We start from the raw sequence: 18902 nt of genomic DNA, 5'->3' as shown, positions 1-18902 counted from the left end.
GACGTTGAACATCGCCTTCACACCCAAGAGGCTGACCCGGATCCGCGGCGTCCGCAAAGCCGACAAGGCCACGAACCGTAGGAGCTTCTGCGGCGTCGTTCCCTGGTTCGATCTCGACAACCTCATGGCTCCCTCCGGGCAGCGTGGATCCCGGATCGAAGGCCTCGTTGAATTCGAGTCGCTGCTGGAGCACGACTTTCTGGTCCTCATCCGGTCCGACGGCATCACGACGAGCGTTCGCCCGCAGCCCCGGAAGGTCGGTTGGTGGGATCCCCGCTCGCAGCGGTGGAGGGTGCATACACCGGACTTCGCCCTCAGGCGCCGCTTCGTGCCGAAGCCGGTCTACGTCCAGGTCAAGCCGAAGGTCGTCGCAGACGAGATGGCCGACGAGTTGGCACTGATCGAAGCCGGCTTCCGAGCGCAGGGCCTGACCTTCGAAGTCTGGACCGACGAGGTGATCCGCCGCCAGCCGCGCTTTGCCAACGCGGAGCTCCTCTTCGACCAGTCCGGCCCCCTCGAAGACGTCGAGGCACTCGACCGGGTCCGCAGCGTCCTGCGGGAAGCAGCCCCTTCGCTCCTGACCGTCGGCCAAGTGCGGGAAGTCTCCGGGATCGGCAGCCGGGCCATGCAGGCCGTCCTTCGACTTCATATGCGCCGCGAAGTCGACCTCGACCTCGAACGACCGATCGACGCCCGTGCGCTCGTCCGGCCGACCTTCCTCGACTGAACGTACGGAATACGAGCTTCGCAGGGGACGCTGCTCCTGTCGCGTCCCCGACCGATCCGGGACCGCGCGGCTCGCCTTGCCCGCTTCGGTCCGCAGCAGCCGCGTCACTCGACCGATAGGCCGCCGCCGCACGGCTTCGATCAACCATCCCGTCGCAATGCACTTCGATTCCGGAGTGCGAACAGAGAGGTTTCGCATGAACCCGTTCCGTCTGACCGAAAAGGATGTCGTCATCATCGACGGCGTTCGCTTCGCTCCCGCCACCCTCCTCGTGAACGGCATCGCTCTGAGGCCCGAGGGCGGGGGAGCATCCAAACCGCACCAGTGGGACGAGCTGACGAAGTTGTGGCTCGAGGAGCGGCTTCGCATCGAGCCCGAATTCGGCAAGGGGCTTCCCAGGAAGCTCGTCGAGGACATGCGTCGCGACATCTCGAGCTTCGGCGAGGATCAGCAGAAGATCGCGCTGCGCCGCCTCCGCTACGTGCGAGCCCTCGAGTTCGGGCTGTCGCTGCGGAACATGCGCCGTACTGCGCAGTATCGCCCCGCACACGCAAAAAAGCCTTCGCGCATCGTCCTGAAGGCGCAGTCGCTCGATCTCGTATGCGAGCGAGTCGCGAAGGTCATCGAGCCGAACGGCGTGGCGGATGCTCCGAGCGGAGCCGCACTCCTGCAATGGTACCGCCGCTACCAGCGTTCGGGCCGCTGTCTTTCGGCACTCGTCCCGCAGAGGCATCACCAGGGCAATCGCAAGCCGCGCCTGTGGACTCCTGCCTACGAAATCATGAACCGGTTCGCGGTCGCGCAGTATCTGCAGCCCGAACGTCCGAGGGCGACCGACATCTTCTGCATGGTCCGCGACGAGATCCGGCGCGTGGCACGCCAGGCCGGTATGGATGCGGCACAGATCGAGTCCGTGATTCCGGACATTCAGTCCTTCTACCGGACGATCTCCAAGATCGAGTCCCGGGAGAAGACCTACTACCGCGACGCACGGACAAAGGCGGATCGCACCCATAGGATCAAGGGGCGGGGCCCGCGCTACCAGCGCCCGGGCGAGGCGGTCCAGATCGACTCCACGAAGCTGCCGATCGTCGTGCGCGATCCGGCGACGGGCCTTCGCTTCAAGCAGGTGACCCTGACAATCGTGATCGATCTCGCCACGCGCGCGATCATCGGCTTCTACATCGGCCTCGAGGAGGGCTACCCGACCATCCAGGAAGCCCTTCGGATGGCGATGCTTCCGAAGACCTGGCTGGCGAACCTGCCGGGCATCGACCACCCCGTCATGGGAACGTGCAGGCCCGGGAAGGCGATCACCGACCAGGGCGCGGACTACCGCTCGAACGACCTCGTCATGGCCTGCGGACAGCTCGGCATCCGGTTGCTGCACGCGCCTGCCGGGCGTCCCGATCTGAAGGGCATCGTCGAACGCCAGTTCCGAGAGGTCAAGGAGGTGCTGTTCTCCGGCATGCCCGGGAGCCTGTTCAAGAACGGCGAACGTCGACCCGAATACGACGCGGCCGGGAACGCGAAACTCGATCTCGAACAGACAGCTTGGGCCGTCTGCAAGTACATCTGCGACATCTACATGCAGAAATGGCATGAGGGTATCGACGATACCCCGGCCGAGAAGTGGCGCAAGCTCGTCGAGCTGTACCACGTCGACATGGCGCCCTCGGTCGATCAGCTGATCCCGCTGATCTCTTCGACCAAGGTCGCCACGATCCAGCATACCGGCATCGAGTGGATGGGCCTCTTCTATGGGCATGGCTCGGAGGAGCTGCAGGCTCTCATCGACCGGCACGGACCGGGCAGAATCAAGTACCAGTTCAAGATCGACACGATGGACGTCGGCCGGGGCTATCTGCTCGGTCCCGACGGACGCTGGATCACGCTTCTCGCATCCGACCCCGATGCACGCGGACGCACGCGGCACGATCATCTCGTGATCCGTGCGGAGGCGCGCTCGCGCAAAAAGGCGACCGAACGCGTGACGCAGGCGGACATGGATGCCGCCAAGCGGGTTCTGCGCGCACCTCAGGAAGCGGTGAACGATCGCCGCCAGACGAAGCGGGTGTCCAGCCGCACGGCCCGTTTCCTCGCCGCCAAAGTCGATCCCCTGGCCAGGATCAAGGACGACTTCCAGGCCTTTCTCGGCCTGGACGATGCAGGCGACGTGTTCGAGGACGGCGTGCTGACCGCGGACTACGAGCTCGTGCCTGCAAGGCCTCAGCTCCCTGCACCCGCCGCGCCGGCGTTGCAGGACGCCGGCGTGCTGCCGGACGAGACCGTCGAGACGCAGGTCGTCGACGTGGACCCCCTTTCGACGACCGACGTGGCGCCCCCTGTCTCCGACGCGCCCGAGGCCGCCGACACCGAGATGCCGTCCGTGGTCGTCGAGGACGCCGCCGACGTCATGCCCCGCCGCAACAGGAGTGCCGCCCTTGTCGACTTCGCTTGAGTTCCACCCCTTGTCGCCCGAATCCGAAGCGATGCTGTCGCGCATGAAGCGGCTGCTCGTCACGAGCCATCCGGATCTGGTGGATGGCGTGAAGGCCATCCACCGGCTCGGCACGGCCTACGACCGCAACGAGCCGGGATCGTTCGTTCTGCTGACCGGCGCCGCCGGTACCGGCAAGACGACGATCATGCGGCAATTCATCCGCGAGGAATATGCGCGGATCGAGGAGGCCACCGGTCGTCCGCCGCGCATCACTCCCAACGGCCTCCATATTCCGGACGGCCCCGAGGGCGACGAGCGGCCGGCCATCTTCGTCAATGCACCGAGTTCGCGATCGACGACGGCCCTCGCCACGCAGCTTCTGCGGGCACTCGGTGCGGAGGTGCCCAGAAACCTCATGCGCCATCAGGTCCTCGACCGCCTCAGGGTGCAGCTCGTCGGACAGAAGACACGCGTTCTGTTCATCGACGAGTTCCACCACCTCGTCTCGCACAGCGAGACGGTCGTCTGGGAACTGTCGGAGCTCGTCAAGGACATCCTGGTCGAGACGAAGGTCCAGATGGTGCTCAGCGGCATGCCGCTGGCCGCGAGGCCCGTCGACGCGAACCCGCAGCTCGACCGCAGGTGCCGCCACCGCTTCCCGCTGGTGCCGTTCGGGTGGGGGGTGGACGAGGCCGACCAGAAGCCGCTTCGCGACTTCCTGGACGAGTTGGAGAACGGCATGAATCTGTCGGCTCCCTGGAACCTGGCCGATCCGGCGCTCGCCGCCCGGATCCACGCCTCGACAGGTGGCATCGTCGGTCGCATCACCCGCCTGTTGTCGATCGCACTCGAGCACGCGCTCGAAGCGGACGAGGTGCGCATCGACGAGAAGTGGCTCGCCTATGCGCATGACATCCTGAAGGCCTCCGGCGACAGGACGAACCCGTTCGCGCAGCCGAAGGGCCCTCAGCAGGCGACCCGGCGGCACAGCCGTCCGCCGCAGCCGACGCGGATGCGCGGCTCCCTGACCGGCAAGCCGTCCGAACCGACCTACGACAAGAAGGCGCGAAAGGCGTGAACCCGGCGCCAGAGCAGGGGGGCGCGATCTTCCCGATCCGTCCCCCTCATATTCCCGGCGAGCCGGCCTGCGGCTACATGCTCCGGCTCGCGGAAGCGAACGGCTACGACTGGCGGAGATCGAGCTTCGCCAGTCGCGGCATCCCGATGAACGACCTCGCGCATGGCAGGACGTCGGCACTGATCCCGATCCTGGGCCGCGAGACGGTCGAACGGATCGAACGGTTCACGCCCCGGTCCATCCAATCTGGCAAGGTTCTGCTCCACGGCGAGACCTTCCAATCGGCCCAGATCCTCTACGGCCGGCAAAGCTTCTGCGTCGGATGCTGGGCGGACGATGTCGCCGACGATCCCGACCGGACGCGTGGGCGGCGCCATGTCCGCTGCTGGTGGTCCGTCGCGACGCTGTCCGCCTGTCCGATCCACTGCATCCGACTGAACGATCGTTGCCACGAATGCGGGCGGACGAACAACCGAGGCGCCGGCGGCCCATGTTCCTGCCATTGCGGCGCGGACTTGTCCCGCGGCCCACGCGCGACGGTCGCTCGAGAAGCCATAGCGGCCGACGCCTATGTCGTCGGAAGGCTGGGCGGCGCGCCAAACTGTCCCGATCCCGTGCTGGATCGTCTGCCGTTGGGCGATGCCATCGCGCTGATGCAGAGGCTCGGATGCTGCCTGACCGCCGGCCGCGACGCACGGGTGAGCAGGGTGCGGCAGGAGCATCGGCCCGCGATGATGCTCGCAGGCTTCGAAGCGATCCGACTGGGAGAGGAGCATGTCGAAGACGCGATCGAGGCTCTTTTGGAAGGACCGGGGAAACTGGACCAACTCCGAATTCAACTCGGCCAGTTCTACTGCTGGTTCGCAGCCCTTCCGAAAGGAGAGCTCCAGGAATGGCTGGCCGAAAGGATCGCCAATGTCGTCCGGCGCAATCGGATCAGCTGGCAGAACTGGGAGCGGCACGTCTCTTCGCCGCCGGTCCGGGACCACATTTCGGCCAGTCAGGCAAAGGGCTTTTTCGATCGCGGGTGGGACCGCACGGTCGCGATCCTGGACGCGGCTGGCCTTCGGACCGACATCGATGTCCGCTGCAGGCCAACGATCGATCGGCGGCATGTCGAGACCCTTGCGGCAAAGGTCGGCCGCTTGATCGACGTCGAGGGTCTGGCACTGACGATCGGCATCACCCCTGCCTCCGTCCGCAAACTGAGCAAGGCAGGCATCCTGTCGCCGGATCCGCTGGCGCGGGCGGCATCCCGACACCCCAAGTTCGATCCAGTCGAAATCGAGGACATCCTCGCCCGGATGGCGGGACGCGCGCCGCTGCTTCAAACCCCACCGCCCCAATCGAGTTCGGTCGCTTCCGCGGCTCGGAGCGTCGGGATCGTGCCACTGTGCAGAGCACTGCTCGACGGCAGGATCGCCGCCTGCGGACGCGTCGAAGGCCTCCAGGGCCTCCAAGCGATACACATCCGGACTGTCGGTCTGACCGAGTTCCGACGGCCTGCCGACTCGCCATGGGTGGGTTTGCCCGAAGGCCGTAGGGCGCTGGGGATGCGCCTGAACGGCCTCATCCCGGTCCTCGCTTCGGGCCACATCCGGACGATCAAGGACGTGCGCGGCCATCGCCTGCTCTGCCGCGCAGACGTCGACCGCTTCAAGGCCCGGTACGTGTCGACGACAGAACTAGCCCGCGCCCGCGGAACGAGTGCGAAGGCGGTTCTTTCAGAACTCGCCGCGGCTGGTATTCACCCGGCAATCGAGTTGGCGCCTCGGGGAAGGGTCGAAGTTCGCCTCTTTGAGCGCAACGACTGCAAATCCGCTTGATGCCGTCCGGTCGGTGCATCCCTGGCGTCGAGCAATCCGCTTTCGAGAGGCAGCGCAGAGGGAAGCCATAGCCTCCGCCGCAGGCGGAGACTTCGTCGCATATGGAGCGCGACGTCAGCTGCCGTATGGAGCCGGGATCGGCAGACCTGCCCGCTCGAGATCCGATCTCCGGTAGAAGCACAGGTGCTTCTTCACGTCCGGAATTGCGCATTCGAGGCGGTACTTTTCGTGGAGGACCGACACGTGGGTCGAGCTCTTCATTCCGAGAAGCTGCTTTAATTTCGTCGATTGAACGAAGGTCGCGTCGAATCGGTCGAACTCCTCCTCGGCTACCCAACGCTGTCTTTTCGACCGCCCATCGACCGTCCGGATGGCCCCGTGGACGATCAGGCGTCGGACGATGTTGGGATGCATGCCCAGGCGTCCTGCGAACTGGTCGACGGAGATCGCGCCCTCGGGCTTGTTGATTTCCCGCGCCAGTTGCCGGACATCATCCAAGGAAACAAGGATTGATCGTACGCCATGGATCGCCTCGAGGCGGCACCTCGCGCGCAGCCGGCCGTCCAGCAACGCCTCGATGATGGTCAAGCCGGAGAGGCACCCCCTGGCTGCGTCGAACACGGATGTGCAGCCCGCCTCGCCGCGTTCCACGATGGGGGCACATCCTGCAAGGCGCTCCAGAAACAATCTACTCGCACCCTCGGCATACCGGTATCTTGCCTTGTCCTTGCCGGCGAGGCGGTGCACCGGTTCGATCACGTGGGCATTCATGAGGATCTGCCACTGGCTCTCGGTCAGTCTGAGTTCCTCTCGGACCTCGCTCGAGCTCACCGTGCTCTTCAAGAGTTCGGCGACTGCATCAACGACGGTCTGTGGCATCTTGGACTCGGAGGCGACATTTCGGCGATCTTCCGATTTCAGGAACCCTAGGGATCTGCCGATCCGGATCACGCGCTTGCGCGTAATCTGAACGCGCTTCGTCGAGTCATGGTCCCAATATCTGCCCGGTTCGACCGTCACCCACTTGATCGGCTGTCCAAGCAACCTTCGCTGACTGGTTCTGGGAACGTTGGCGGATACGAAGGCCAGCATCAGGCTAGCGACGGCGTCCATCGATCCATCCCGCTTCTTGTCGAGCAGGTCGAAGATCAGGCCGAACATCTCTCTCGGCGTTCTGCTGCGTTGCCCCGACAAGGCAGCCGTCTGGAGAGCAGCCAGCGCCGCCAGGAAAGCTTCCTTCGTACGAACCGCTTCGAAGCCCGCCTTCATGACGGCCGGGTCGCCGAGTCGATCCGAGGCGGTGCGGCGGCAATCGGTGCCGTGGACGGCGACGGCCCCGCTTGCCGCCACGAGATCGAAGACAGCTTCGATACCGAGTTCGTCGAGAAGATCGGACGCCATCCGATCACCGAAGCCCAGTCGTCCGAGAACGTACCCTTCCCAGGCGCAGTCGTCCGATCCAATCGCCTTTTCGCTGTCGTTGCCGCGAGGAACAGCCCCCGCATGCGAAGGCACGAGCCGGCATCGGTGTCGAGGACAGTGGTGGAGGGGCTTCAGATCCCACCATACTCTGCGGCGTATGCCTCCATCGATCCGCAGGGGATCGGCGGAGCGATCTTCGGTCAGGCAGCCCTGACAGACGACGTCGCGTCCGCGTTCACTGTACCGGGCATTGAAGATTTCGCCTCTCAGTTGCTTGGCAACCTTCGCAGGCCCGCCGACGCTCATGGTGCCTTGTGACAATTTCGTCGCGTCGACTCCCGCAAGAAACGCCAGTCGCTCGACGTCGATGCGCTTGCCGCTCTGAATCCCCTTCAGGGACAGTCCGTAGTCGCTGGCGAGGCTGGCCACCCGGGTGCCGTTTCGCGCCGCGAGCCGCTCGACCAGCGAGTAGGCCGGCTCCCAGTCCAGGTGCTCCCGGATACGAAGCGGAGCCGTGCGCGGCACCCAAGGTCGAGGCACTGTTCGCCACGTGGACGAAGATCTCGATCTCCCGGGAGAGGTGCGGTCCGGTTCGATTTCCGGTTCCTTCGCCGAATGCCGCGGCCGATCGAGGTCGTCGGGCAAACTGCCGTCGATGGCGTCGAACGGATCTTCGTTCACCGAGGTGAGATCGGCTTCCGAGGGACGGCCGAGAACGGTGGGCGGATTCCCGGTCTTCGACCGGCCATCCGGACCAGGCTCTCGCTCGGCATCCGCATGGTGGCTGCGAAAGGAACCGACGGCGGCAAAGCGGTCGTCGAAGTCTAGGGGCATCAGGTCTCCCAACGATGGGCTTCGGCTTGATCTGCGATGCGAGGGACGCCGACGACTGGGCGCCGGGTTCGATCGGAATGCTCTCGGCTGCGTCTCTTTCCGGAACGCGGTTCGAAGCAGTGCCCCCGACGCCTCCCGTCCGTCGAAAGGTCTGCCAAACCCGGACGGGAAGGCGACGGTCCGAAGGCGCGGGCCGCTCGGGCGCTGCCGCCCAGGCGGCAGCGCCGACGCACCATCGAGCATTCGAGGCATGGCGACCTGGACAAGGCACTGCCCACCCGACCGGCGTCGAGGATCGGTTCCTACGACGACATGCTGCTGGTCCACCGATCGTTGCGGTCGGTCGGCGACCAGGGCAACCGGAACTCGGTCCGATCGCCGGGCCGGTTGATCTCCGCCGGCGCGGATGCGTGTCGGAATGCGAACATGGCTTTCACCCCCTTCCTGTAAGTTCTCGAACGGATTCATTTCACGAAGCTCGACGGAGACCGAAGCCTCCGTCGAGCATTGGTGGCCCTCTCGGTTGAGCCCAGCTTGTCGGCTGTTGCTGGTCGATGGGATTGGGTCTCATTTCGCCGCTCCGCCAAAGTCGGTCATTTCTTCGTTTGCCGCCGGGGACGCCGGATCGTCGGCCTCGGCGGCATCGCTTGGTGGACCTCGCGCTTCGGCCCAGCTTCTTGGTTGCCGTTCGCCGAAATGAAGGCTCTTCATCTCGTCCTCCCTGCAGGATTGCCCGGATCTTGGAGACTGCCCCTCTGGGGACGTGGTGGGCCTCGTGCACGTGGATCGATGATTGGGTGTCGGGTTCTCGGATCCATTCTCATCTCGTCCTTCTGTTGCGGGCGTCGGTCCCTAGGGCGCTTCACCGCCCTGGGTCATGGTGGCCCAATAGGCTGGTTCGCCCGTCGTCTTCGTCTGGGATCGTCTGAATGGGGGCGCATGGAAGACTCCGAATTTTCCAGATGGATTTCGGACGCATTCCGGGCATGGCTTCGCCTTGCTGGCGAAGTGGCCCGGAAGGACCGGTGAGGAGGGTGGGCCTGAACCGCGAGGGTCCGGTGGTGAATTCCCGGCCGCCTGGGCCCATCCCGCGGAGGGGCCCAGTCGGCGGACCGGGGACCGATCGCGCCCGTGTCCGGGTTCAATCGGGTTGCGCCGTCTCAGCGGCGCGGAGGGTTCTGCTGGAGAAGCGGTAGGGCTCTGGAGGCACGCCTACCGTAAAGGTTCGACGGCTGGCCCTTAGGCCTTGAGCACCACTTCCAGCAGAAGCGCTGGTATAAGTTCGAACCGGGTCATCTTAGCCATCTCTGCCGGACCGCACGGCCGGAATTTGTGGAGATACCGACATCTTGGTCGCGAATCCCGCATCGCGACAAGTGTCAGCGGAACGCCAACCGGCCAAGGCTGCCGCTTTGGTGACTCAGAACATAATCTGAAGTGTAGACAACGATCGGATCGGGGCGACCGTTTCCGTCCTCCAAAGGAGCGGCAGAGCGGCTCACTCAACTACCGTTCCGAAGGACAAAGAGTTCGGGATGCGAAGCGACCCGCGGCGCGACGCGCGGTGCCGCCAAGTCATCGGCTCGAGGATCAGAGATCGCAAGCGCGATTCGGAGGAGCCGTCCCTGCTCTTACCCCAGGCCCAAGGCTGAGCCCCTCGGCTTCGCTCGGACGAACACGGGCCCGGTAGAGCCAACCTCGACATTTCGCCTGCCGCGCCGCGATCCGCCACCATCGCGATGTGGGTGCTGGCATCGAGTGGACGGGAGGCGGCGGATGGGGAGCCTCAGGCCCGGGTCTCGCGCGGCGGCCTTCGCGTCTCCGACAGTTTTCGGCCGCCTCATCGAGTATATTGGAGCGCGCCTGCCTCAGGAACAGTTCGGATCGAGCATGGATCGTCTACAGATCCGACGAATGCGCGGCGGCGGGCTCTCGTCCGTTTGCGGCGCGACGAGACCCACTCGGCTGTCGAGAATGCAGTCCGGAGTACTAAGCGACGGCGGTCGCGAAGGTCTCGCGGCGTCCGCTCCTCTCCTCGCGAAGCGCGCGCAACCTGAGGATCCCCCCGCCGACAATCAAACACTCTCGATAGATTCTCGAAATGCTGCAGATTCAGCCCCAGATCCTCGTACCAGCGCAGGAGAACGAAGAGATATGCGTCGGCCACGGATCGCTGCTCACCGGCGATCCAGGTCCTGTCGCCGAGAGCTCCGTCCAAATTCGAGAAATGGCTGCGTACGGTCTGCCGAGCCCGGGCCAAGCTGTCACCGCATTGATCCGGGCAGCCTAGCCTTGACGCATGGGCCGACCGACCGCGGCTCCTGCTTCGCAGCCGATACCTCCGAAGCAGCCTGGAAACGCTGGCGACCACGATCAATGCGTTTTGACACGGCCTCGACCGGGAACGGCCGCCCGAACCTGCCGACGATCGCGATCGCATTCGGCTTCGACCGGCAGACGCTCTACAAGAACCAGACAGCCAAGGCGCTCCCACAGGAAGCCGTGGACGCCCGCGGTCTGGCTCAGTCTCCGGAGGAGCCCGCGGACGAGCCCGAGGCCACTCCCAAAGCCGACCGCCGCGACCGCCGCATCGTCCAGCTGGAGCAGCACAGTGCCGCTCCGAGGACGGAGATCCAAGGCCTCCGGGAGTAGCTCGCCCGCTGCCGGCACATTGAGGCCGTCATGGTCTCGGGCCGCGGGGTCCGTGGCTGAGCAACGAGCGAGCCCCGAAAGTCAACGTCGCACCAAGGCCGTTCTGGCCCTCCGGTCCAAACCGTAATGTGGGCGCCGACCGGCCCTCAGTTCGTTGGCGAGCCACCTGATGGGATCGTCGTAAATCGGATCGTTCAGCGGAAAATTTCCCTGCCCGAGAGAAATGATACGAGCCACCAGATTCTTACTGAGCGTGTTTGCCTCTAAAGGTCTTGAGTCGAGTTCGGCCAGGCCATCTATGATCGCTGCTCGAGCCGGGTCGACTATGCGCCGCTGCGAAACGTCCTGAGGATCGGAGACTTCCGCCTCGACTTCCACAAGCAACCAGTCTCCGCTCAACGTGTCGCGGCGGTTTCGGTGCGCGATTACTGACTCACCGCGCTTCCCAGGTCCGTAGCGCGTCACAATGCGATCGAATACGTCGCGGCTTCCGTCGGAAAAAATCGCCTCGAAACGGTTGCCGCCCCGTCGCATCACCTGCTCGATTGCACCTTGTCGATAACGGACTCCAGGAAGCGCTAGAAGCAAGCGCATCGTCCAGATGTTGTAGGGCGAAAGTTGTCTAGTGTACGCCGTAGGCATCAGCCCATTTATCGTGATCGATAGCCCGGGGCGTGTCAGTGCGGTAAATTCATTGAAGTCCTGCGGCAGATCAATTGAGGTTGCCAGCTCGTCGATCAGCCGGCTAATGACTTCGTCGGCAAGTGGACGTACGGACTCGCGAATGTCGAACTGTGCAGGGAGAGGTAGAGACAGCGTGAAAGCTTCGAGACCCGACCAATCTGCTGTTTCAAAGGGTTCGCTGGCACCAGTCGCTTCATAGAGCGGCTTGATCAAGTTGTTAAGCTGTTCATAGATCGCCGAAATAAACGGATCGTTATCATACTGCCAGGGAGCCCGATTAAATTCCATGAAATGACGCTGATCGAGCCACCACACAACCTCCGAAAGAATGCCGCCCCCGTATCGTTCCGGCTCCTCACTGGCGAAGATCGAAGTAAGCCGAGCGTTTTCCAAGCCGAGGTCGATGCGTGCTTCCAGACCTGAATGCGAACGCCAGAGGGCGGTTACATACTCATGGCGAAAGTCGGCGAAGGCATAGTGCAGGCCCTCAATCACGCCACTGTCTCCGCAGCCAGAGATTAGCACTTTCGCTGGCGTCGGAAGGTGATCGTAGATCAATCTGTGGCCAGACTCCCAGTAGCTAAAGTCCAGCACGTCGAGCGGATTTGCTTCCTCGCCGAATCCGGTAGCATCAATTAGCAGATCGACCGCGACGCAGGACCAGTCAGGATCACAGACGGAAAAATCGATATCCACTCCATCCGGACGAGGGTGGACCATATCCGCCCTCACTTCATGCCCCGCGAGAGTAAAGATTGGCAGCCTGTCATCATAGCCGGCGAATTCGTTCAGCCACTCTGCTCTTACATCAGTCGCGCTGCCAGCTTCCCAAGCGAAGATCGGCGAACGAAAATGCGGAACAGATCCCTGAGGATCAAAGCGCTTACCGAGCGATCGGGAATTGAGTATGGGTGATAGGTGCCGATGTGCTTTGTCGCGAAAGCGATGAAGTAAACTGCTTTCCTTCTCAAAGATGTAGACGATTGCATCGTCCACCATTGCCAAGATGGTGGCGAGCATGAGTCCGGAGAATGAGCCGCCAACGATCGCGACGACGTCACCAGGTTGCACTCGCCGAAGTCGGGACAATGCCCAAGCAAGGTTCGCAACGCGACGCTGTTGGTGCAAGATCGAGATGTTCTCGCGCGCGAAACCGCTGGCGGACAGGATATTGGGACTAGACGCAGCGGTCGCTTCGGCAACCATCTCCCGGGCGACGTAGTCGAGGCGGGCGTCCTCGTCGAGCGGAGCGGTGCTGTCAGACATGAAAACGTTCTACAACACGGGTGTTTAGAGCCATAGAGCTAGGTACGCCTAGAGAGCGATGCATCGGCGGTCCCCATGAAATGTCCCTTGGTGGGATCGGTAGGAGACCGTTCCTCGGAGCCGACCTGGGTTCCGAGGACCACTGCGCGCAGTGCAGGTGGAGGGGTCGCGAAGCGACGCTTGCGCTTGCCCCTTCGCCGGAACGAGCACGATGGTTCCCTGGCGCGGTCGGACAAACCATCGACTCTGCCGTTGATGGATGCGGTCCCATCGCGAAGGCCGGGACGCCGGCTGTCACGCTCCTATGACCTGGCCGAAGCCGTGGTTCCCACGAACTCCGGCAGGTCGGGTCGATGTGCGAGGGCGCTCAAGACCAAGGGGTGTGTGCAGAACCGCTGGTAGGCGCCCTCGGCAAGTGCCTGAAGGGTTTCCCTCCGCTCCTTGGTGGCCACGTCCAGACCGACATCTATGGCGTGATCTGCCGAGGTTTCCGCATCGATACGGATATACTGATCGCGATATTCATGGCTCATCATGAAATCAACCAGTTGCTGCTGCACGCCGAAGATCGTCGAGACGAGACGCTCGTTGGCAAGCCATTCGGCTGGGCCGAATCGTCGTCCTAGCGAAGCAGGCAAGCCAAATCTCGCCGAGGTCGTGCCGATGCTCAGGATCCGCACATCCTCTCGGCTCTGCCCAGCGAAATGGCTCGCCTCGTGCACGGCGCAGGCGTCGGGCGAGTTCGCCGCCAGGCCGCCGTCGGCGAAATAGCTGCTCCCGATCTTGGCGAGAGGGAAGTACGTCGGAGCCGCCGAAGTTGCCAGAGCGATCTCCACGGCTTTGCGGCTCTGGTCGACCCGCAGAGTAGGTGCGTGCGGTGTCTTGAACATCTGGACGCGCCCTTCGGTCATGTTGACCGCAGGGATGAGCAGTCGCGTCCGCGCCTCCCCGAGGAGAGCGTCCGGATCGATGATCGCTTCGATCGTCTTCCTCAGTTCGACGCCATCGTACTTTGGACCTCCGATGAACCAGCGGTACTTGGCGATCATGCTGCGAAGCCTATCCTTGGGCGGCGAAGGACGCGGCGGGAAGATCGCCTCACCGTTTTCAAGGAATGCATCTCGGATATCGCTGGCGGTCCTGCCCATCCCGAGGCCGATCGCGATGATCCCGCCGATCGACGTGCCGGCGATCAGGTCGAAGCACCCGCCGATGGGTCGACCTGCCTGCTCCTCGAGGCGAGCCAGGATCTCCGCGGTGAACAACCCCCGGTAGCCGCCGCCGCTCAGGGAGAGGATCTGGAACGTCATTGCGTGGATAGCTTCCCTGACAGAGCGCCGGGTTCTTGATCCGTTCCCGGAACTGCACCATCCTCACCCTATCAGATGTGAACATGGGCCGGAACGGCAGCTGCCGAGGAGTCCTGCGTGGCGGACGTATCCAAGCTTCTCCATACGACGACGGATTCCGACAATTTCCTCGAAAATCTCTTCGCGGACGCCACCCTCCTCAGGGAGGCGAAGGCGAAGATACGCGCGCACCTACGGAAGGAGTTCGGCAGGGCGGGTCGCGACCGATTCGGACAGGAGATCCGCCCCCGTTTCTTCACGCAGGGCAGCAGCAGCTATCGGACGCTGAACGATCCGGCATGGCCGCCCGGCCAGCAGAAGGATCTCGACGACGGCTGCTACCTTCCCCTCTCCTTCGTCAGAGGCGAGCGGCCGTCCAGGGCTGCCGCATTGTTCTTCGAGTTCGTCGACGCCGCGTTGGGCGATCTCGCGGAGGAGGAAGGCTGGACGCTCGTGAGGAAGCCGACCTGCGTGCGTCTCGAGATCGCCGACGACGCGCATGTCGACGTGCCGCTCTATGCCATCCCGGATCGCGAGTTCCTGCAGCTGGAGGATCGTGCGACTCAACAGGCCCGGAAGACGGCCACGAAGGTCTCGCCGGATCACTGGGAGGCGCTTCCCTCGGATGCAGTCCTCCTGGCCCACCGGGAAGAGGGCTGGAAGGAATCCGACCCGCGGAAGATCCACAAGTGGTTCATCGATGCGGTCGATCTCTATGGCGAGTGCCTGCGGCGCGACTGCCGTTTCCTCAAGGCATGGCGAGACCATCATCATCTCGACGACCTACATCTTTCGTCGATTCTGCTGATGGCCTGCGCCTGGACCGCCTATGAAGCCATGATGGCGACGGCGCTGCCCAAACGCGAGGACGAGCGCCTCCTGAGCGTGGCCGAGAGGTTGCCGGCCATGCTTCGGAACGACATGCCCAATCCTGCGTGCAAGAGCGAGAACCTCAACCGGATGTCGCCGAAGGAGCGGGAAAGCGCCGCGACCAAGGCCGAGGAGCTGAGAAACCGGCTGAAGGAGGCGGTCGGATTCTGCTCCGACAAGCGTCGTGCCGTGGACCTGATGCGTCTCGCGTTCGGCGAGCGCGTGCCGGACAGGCCCGATCAGGTCAGTCTGCCGGTCGCGGCGCAGGCCTCGATCAACGCCCATCCGAAGAAGACGGTGCCGGCCCCCGTCGTGGGACGGTCGCGGAGTGGCTGATCGAAAAGCCGCGTCGCGCCTGCTGATCCACGACGCGCTGAAGCAGCGCGGTTTCGAGAGAGCGTTCGACGCCGAAGGCGGTCCCGCTTACGTGGGACTGCTCGATCCGAGCGTTCTGAAGATCCCCATCTCGATGCGGGTCGACGACATCGATTTCGTCGAATACCCGCAGATCCGCATCGATCCGGACTACCCGATGCCGGCTCGCGCCGTGCCTCACCTGCTCGGTCTCGACAGGTCCATTTGCTACTACGGCAAAGGGTCGGTCGTCCTCGACAGATACGATCCCGGCGGGACCGTCCTGCAATGCCTCGATCAGGCGGAAAGGGTTCTCAGAGACGCGATCCGCGGTCGATCGGACGCCGACTTCGCCGAAGAGTTCCAGGTCTACTGGAGCAACACCTTCGTCTACGTGGATCTTCCCGACGGATATGTCGGCCCAGCCCGGCTGCAGGCGGCGGCGCTCGACCGGAAGGACGGGTCGTCGGCTCTGGTCGTGTCGAGCGGAAGATCCTGGCTGGTTTCAGACCTGGAGCGCGTACAGCGCGGCGAGCCGTCCGGGGACCCCGTGATCGTCGTGTCGGTCCCGGATCCCGTGACGGTCGCCGCCTCCGGGTCGTGGCCACCCAAGACGCTGGCGGAGCTGAATCTCTGGTTGCGTCGGACCGCACCTGCTCTGGTCGGTCGGCTGGAGGATGTATTGCGTTCGAAAGACTGCCTCTCGGCGACCGTCCTGGTCAGGGCTCCGAACGGCCTCTTCTGCTATCGAATCTCCGTTCCGCAGCACCTCCGCAAGCCGGAGTTCCTGAAGAACCGGCGCAGCAGGCTGCCGGAGGCGATGGAGCGTCAAGCTTCGGGCACGCCGTTGGACCGCTTCATCGGTGTCCGCGCCGACGCCGATTATCTCTTCGGCCGGAACCTGGGAAGCATGAGGAATCTCGTCGACAAGCGGATCCTGCTGATCGGATGCGGTACAATTGGCGGCTTTCTCGCGCAGCAGCTCGCCCAGTGCGGAGCGGGGGCAGGACAAGGCTATCTGTCGCTGGTCGATCCGGACGTGCTGACCACGGGCAACCTCGGCCGGCATCTTCTCGGCGTGCCCTATCTCGGGCGGAACAAGGCGGAGGCCTGCGCGGAGTTCCTGCTCGAACAGCTCCCGCTCTTGGCCATCGAGGGCTATCCCGGCGACGCGCGCACGCAGAAGCTGCCCTGGGACCGCTACGATCTCGTGATCGATGCGACTGGCGAGGAAGCTCTGTCCCTGGCCCTGAACGAGCGTGCAGTTCGGAGCCGCCCCGCCTTCCCGCCCCACCTCCACGTCTGGCTTCTGGGCAACGGGGCGGTCGCCCAATGCATCCTGACGGGTGAATCCGAACGCGCCTGCCTGAAATGCCTCAAGCCCGAACTTGCGGGCCCGCCTCGGCACCGGGCCATGCGACCGGGAGCCAGCCTCGAGACCATTTCCAATCTCGGTTGCGGCGACGCCGAGTACCTGCCGTTTCCGGTGTCGCGCTCCGTCGCGGCGGCGTCTCTCGCCTGCGAACTCGCCATCGACTGGGCGAACGGCAATCCCGGCAATCGATTTCGCTCGCTCACGCTCGATGGCCGCCGGGCGTTTCAGGTGCAGGATGGCAGTCCAACCTCTGTCCATGCCTGTCCCGCCTGCGGAGGTGGAGCGTGATTCTGGGCACGATCGAGGGCGGCCTCGTCCAGATCGATCCTAAGGTGGAGGCCGTGATCGAGACTTTCGTATCGGAGCGGGAGATCCTGCTCGAGGCGGGTGGCATCCTCATCGGCAGCTATCGCGGGCCGCACGTGGTGATCGACGCGTGCACGGCGCCTCTGCCCGCCGACTGCCGGCTGCGGAATCTGTTCGATCGGCGGGACGCCGGTCATCACCGGGACCCCCCAGCAATCCGGCAAGAACACCTTCATGATCTCACTGGCCGCCTTGGAGTAGGTGCTGTGGCCGGAGCCAAAGGCTGGGTGCCGAGGCGTACCAGGTAGATAATCGGGAGCGTTGGGCTGCCCTCGCTTGGCTTCGTCGATATTGCGGAGGATATCGCCATCCGCGTTGAAGCGGATTTCCGAGTCGAAAAGAACCTGAAAATCGTACTTTCCGGGATGCGACTTGTTGATGCGCTCAAAGTACTCCGATGGACACTCACGCCGAGCGACCAGAAGCTCTTCATCCCTGAGGTCTGTCGGGAACCTGCGCCACTTGAACCGCCAGATCGCCGTCAGAGCACTCAGTGTGACCGTATGCAGCGCCGCCTGCATCAAGGCTTGGCGAACCGGGGAAATGACTTCGCGGAGACGCACCGTCACGATCTTGTGGCCGCCGCGTCCATCAGGAAGCGAGAATTGGCCCGGCATTTCCATCAGCGTCAGCAGCACATGCTGGTGCCAGACGGCGGTTTTCTCGGCCTCGAACATCGAGGCGAGTTCCGCACCATTGCGGACGATCGGCAGCCGGCCGGTCATGATCCGGTTGTTGATCACGGTCCCAGCTGGTGGCCTGGCAACGAAAGCCGGATGGGTAAGGAACACACCCAGCCGGTTTTCGCGATACCTGTTGGTGAATTCCTTGTACCGGTTGTTGTATCCAAACTCGCCCGTAGTCAGCTCCTCGATTTCCTCATGGGTGGGATCGGGACAGCTGAACTGCCACTTGCGCTCGATTTCTTTGACACCACCCAGGCGTTCGATGACTTCGCCGATTTTGACCGTGCGCAAGATCGGTTCTTCATCCCAGAAGCTGGCCTCAGGGGAAACCTGACCAAAAGGTGGCTCACTGGCGACGTGGTATTCATGAGCGCAAGGGGGATTATTGCCGCCGCCGTCACCGGCTGGCGCCTCTTCCTTTTCCATACTGTCCTCCCTAGGCGGGGAACTTCGGTCGATACTGAATCCAACTACCTATGGTTGAGCTGTCATCTTGTCAGATTTTACGGAGGTTGCAATACAGAGGCCTGACGACAGGGCAGGGCTGCCCGAGGATCTGGCTTCCATAGGCGAACGAAGGATTCGAGGCAGCCAAGCTCGTGCCTGGGCCAACGTCTGGGCGGACGGAGATAGGCTTCACGGGTTCCATGTGGCGAGCAGGCTAGGCGACTGACGTCTGCTGCGCTGCGGAGTCCACGGGATGCACAGGGGCTTCCTCTCGACAGGGATCGAAGCCCCCTGCAAGCCCTCCTCGCAACAGCGGACCTTCTTGGCCAGGACCGGCGCGGGCCCGGCCCTGCGGGATTACGGGCAACTGCTCGATCGATCGGGCAAACCGGCGGACGGTCCGCTCATGGCGGATTTTGTTGAAAAACTCGCGGTCGAGTTGGATCGGGTGCAGGTCGGACGAGGGCGGCGGCTGGATGAGAGGGTGGCCCCGGCCGATCAGGCCGGGCTCGGCTGCGGCACC

Annotated in this window: 14 protein-coding genes; 8 read left to right on the top strand and 6 right to left on the bottom strand. The window is 63.8% G+C overall.

What is annotated here, in order from left to right:
* The first annotated feature begins 4 nt into the window (after window positions 1-4).
* Genes MFF24_RS15850 through MFF24_RS15835 form a run of 4 tightly spaced genes read left to right on the top strand, consistent with a single transcriptional unit; the run spans window position 5 to window position 6074 of the window.
* Window positions 5-727, top strand: a complete 723-nt coding sequence (locus tag MFF24_RS15850; protein ID WP_238225488.1) for a hypothetical protein — start codon at window positions 5-7, stop codon at window positions 725-727.
* On the top strand, window positions 696-3188 hold the full coding sequence (locus MFF24_RS15845; RefSeq protein WP_238225487.1) for a TnsB C-terminal domain-containing protein: 2493 nt from the start codon (window positions 696-698) through the stop codon (window positions 3186-3188). Before MFF24_RS15850 ends, MFF24_RS15845 begins: the two co-directional genes overlap by 32 nt.
* Complete coding sequence (locus tag MFF24_RS15840; protein WP_238225485.1) at window positions 3172-4248, top strand: AAA family ATPase; 1077 nt, start codon at window positions 3172-3174, stop codon at window positions 4246-4248. The genes MFF24_RS15845 and MFF24_RS15840 overlap by 17 nt, the downstream gene beginning before the upstream one ends.
* Window positions 4245-6074 carry a TniQ family protein gene (locus MFF24_RS15835; protein WP_238225483.1) on the top strand — a complete coding sequence of 610 codons (1830 nt, stop codon included), beginning with the start codon at window positions 4245-4247 and terminating at the stop codon, window positions 6072-6074. The genes MFF24_RS15840 and MFF24_RS15835 overlap by 4 nt, the downstream gene beginning before the upstream one ends.
* A 114-nt stretch (window positions 6075-6188) precedes the next feature.
* Here MFF24_RS15835 and MFF24_RS15830 read toward each other — a convergent pair whose 3' ends face one another.
* The 3 genes from MFF24_RS15830 to MFF24_RS29055 form a co-directional block, all read right to left on the bottom strand.
* Window positions 6189-8330, bottom strand: coding sequence for a TniQ family protein (locus MFF24_RS15830; protein WP_238225481.1), 2142 nt, complete (start codon window positions 8328-8330; stop codon window positions 6189-6191).
* Between the two features lie 567 nt (window positions 8331-8897).
* Window positions 8898-9041, bottom strand: a complete 144-nt coding sequence (locus MFF24_RS15825; protein WP_157228183.1) for a hypothetical protein — start codon at window positions 9039-9041, stop codon at window positions 8898-8900.
* 1129 nt (window positions 9042-10170) lie between these two features.
* Window positions 10171-10770: a glutathione binding-like protein gene (locus tag MFF24_RS29055; protein WP_373322701.1), complete on the bottom strand. Its 600-nt coding sequence runs from the start codon at window positions 10768-10770 to the stop codon at window positions 10171-10173.
* Here MFF24_RS29055 and MFF24_RS15820 point away from each other — a divergent pair.
* On the top strand, window positions 10707-10982 hold the full coding sequence (locus MFF24_RS15820) for a hypothetical protein (protein WP_238225478.1): 276 nt from the start codon (window positions 10707-10709) through the stop codon (window positions 10980-10982). The genes MFF24_RS29055 and MFF24_RS15820 overlap by 64 nt on opposite strands.
* Window positions 10983-11063: 81 nt before the next feature.
* On the opposite strand, the gene MFF24_RS15815 is transcribed toward MFF24_RS15820, so the two are convergent.
* Both MFF24_RS15815 and MFF24_RS15810 read right to left on the bottom strand, forming a co-directional pair.
* Window positions 11064-12932 carry a hypothetical protein gene (locus tag MFF24_RS15815; RefSeq protein WP_238225476.1) on the bottom strand — a complete coding sequence of 623 codons (1869 nt, stop codon included), beginning with the start codon at window positions 12930-12932 and terminating at the stop codon, window positions 11064-11066.
* 302 nt (window positions 12933-13234) lie between these two features.
* Window positions 13235-14242: a CBASS cGAMP-activated phospholipase gene (locus MFF24_RS15810; RefSeq protein WP_238225474.1), complete on the bottom strand. Its 1008-nt coding sequence runs from the start codon at window positions 14240-14242 to the stop codon at window positions 13235-13237.
* Between the two features lie 117 nt (window positions 14243-14359).
* Between MFF24_RS15810 and MFF24_RS15805 the strand changes: the two genes are divergently transcribed.
* Both MFF24_RS15805 and MFF24_RS15800 read left to right on the top strand, forming a co-directional pair.
* Window positions 14360-15487, top strand: coding sequence for a CBASS cGAMP synthase (locus MFF24_RS15805; RefSeq protein ID WP_238225472.1), 1128 nt, complete (start codon window positions 14360-14362; stop codon window positions 15485-15487).
* A complete protein-coding gene (locus MFF24_RS15800; RefSeq protein WP_238225469.1) occupies window positions 15480-17168 on the top strand; it encodes a ThiF family adenylyltransferase in 1689 nt (562 codons plus the stop codon). The genes MFF24_RS15805 and MFF24_RS15800 overlap by 8 nt, the downstream gene beginning before the upstream one ends.
* On the opposite strand, the gene MFF24_RS15795 is transcribed toward MFF24_RS15800, so the two are convergent.
* Window positions 17105-18358: a phosphatase PAP2 family protein gene (locus MFF24_RS15795; RefSeq protein ID WP_238225467.1), complete on the bottom strand. Its 1254-nt coding sequence runs from the start codon at window positions 18356-18358 to the stop codon at window positions 17105-17107. The genes MFF24_RS15800 and MFF24_RS15795 overlap by 64 nt on opposite strands.
* A gap of 274 nt (window positions 18359-18632) precedes the next feature.
* Here MFF24_RS15795 and MFF24_RS15790 point away from each other — a divergent pair.
* The coding region (locus MFF24_RS15790) for a hypothetical protein (protein ID WP_238225465.1) at window positions 18633-18902 on the top strand (270 nt) is incomplete at its 3' end.

Origin of the sequence: Methylorubrum aminovorans (assembly GCF_022179725.1) — a bacterium.
GTDB classification, from domain to species: domain Bacteria; phylum Pseudomonadota; class Alphaproteobacteria; order Rhizobiales; family Beijerinckiaceae; genus Methylobacterium; species Methylobacterium aminovorans.
This window is presented reverse-complemented; position numbering and strand designations above follow the sequence as displayed.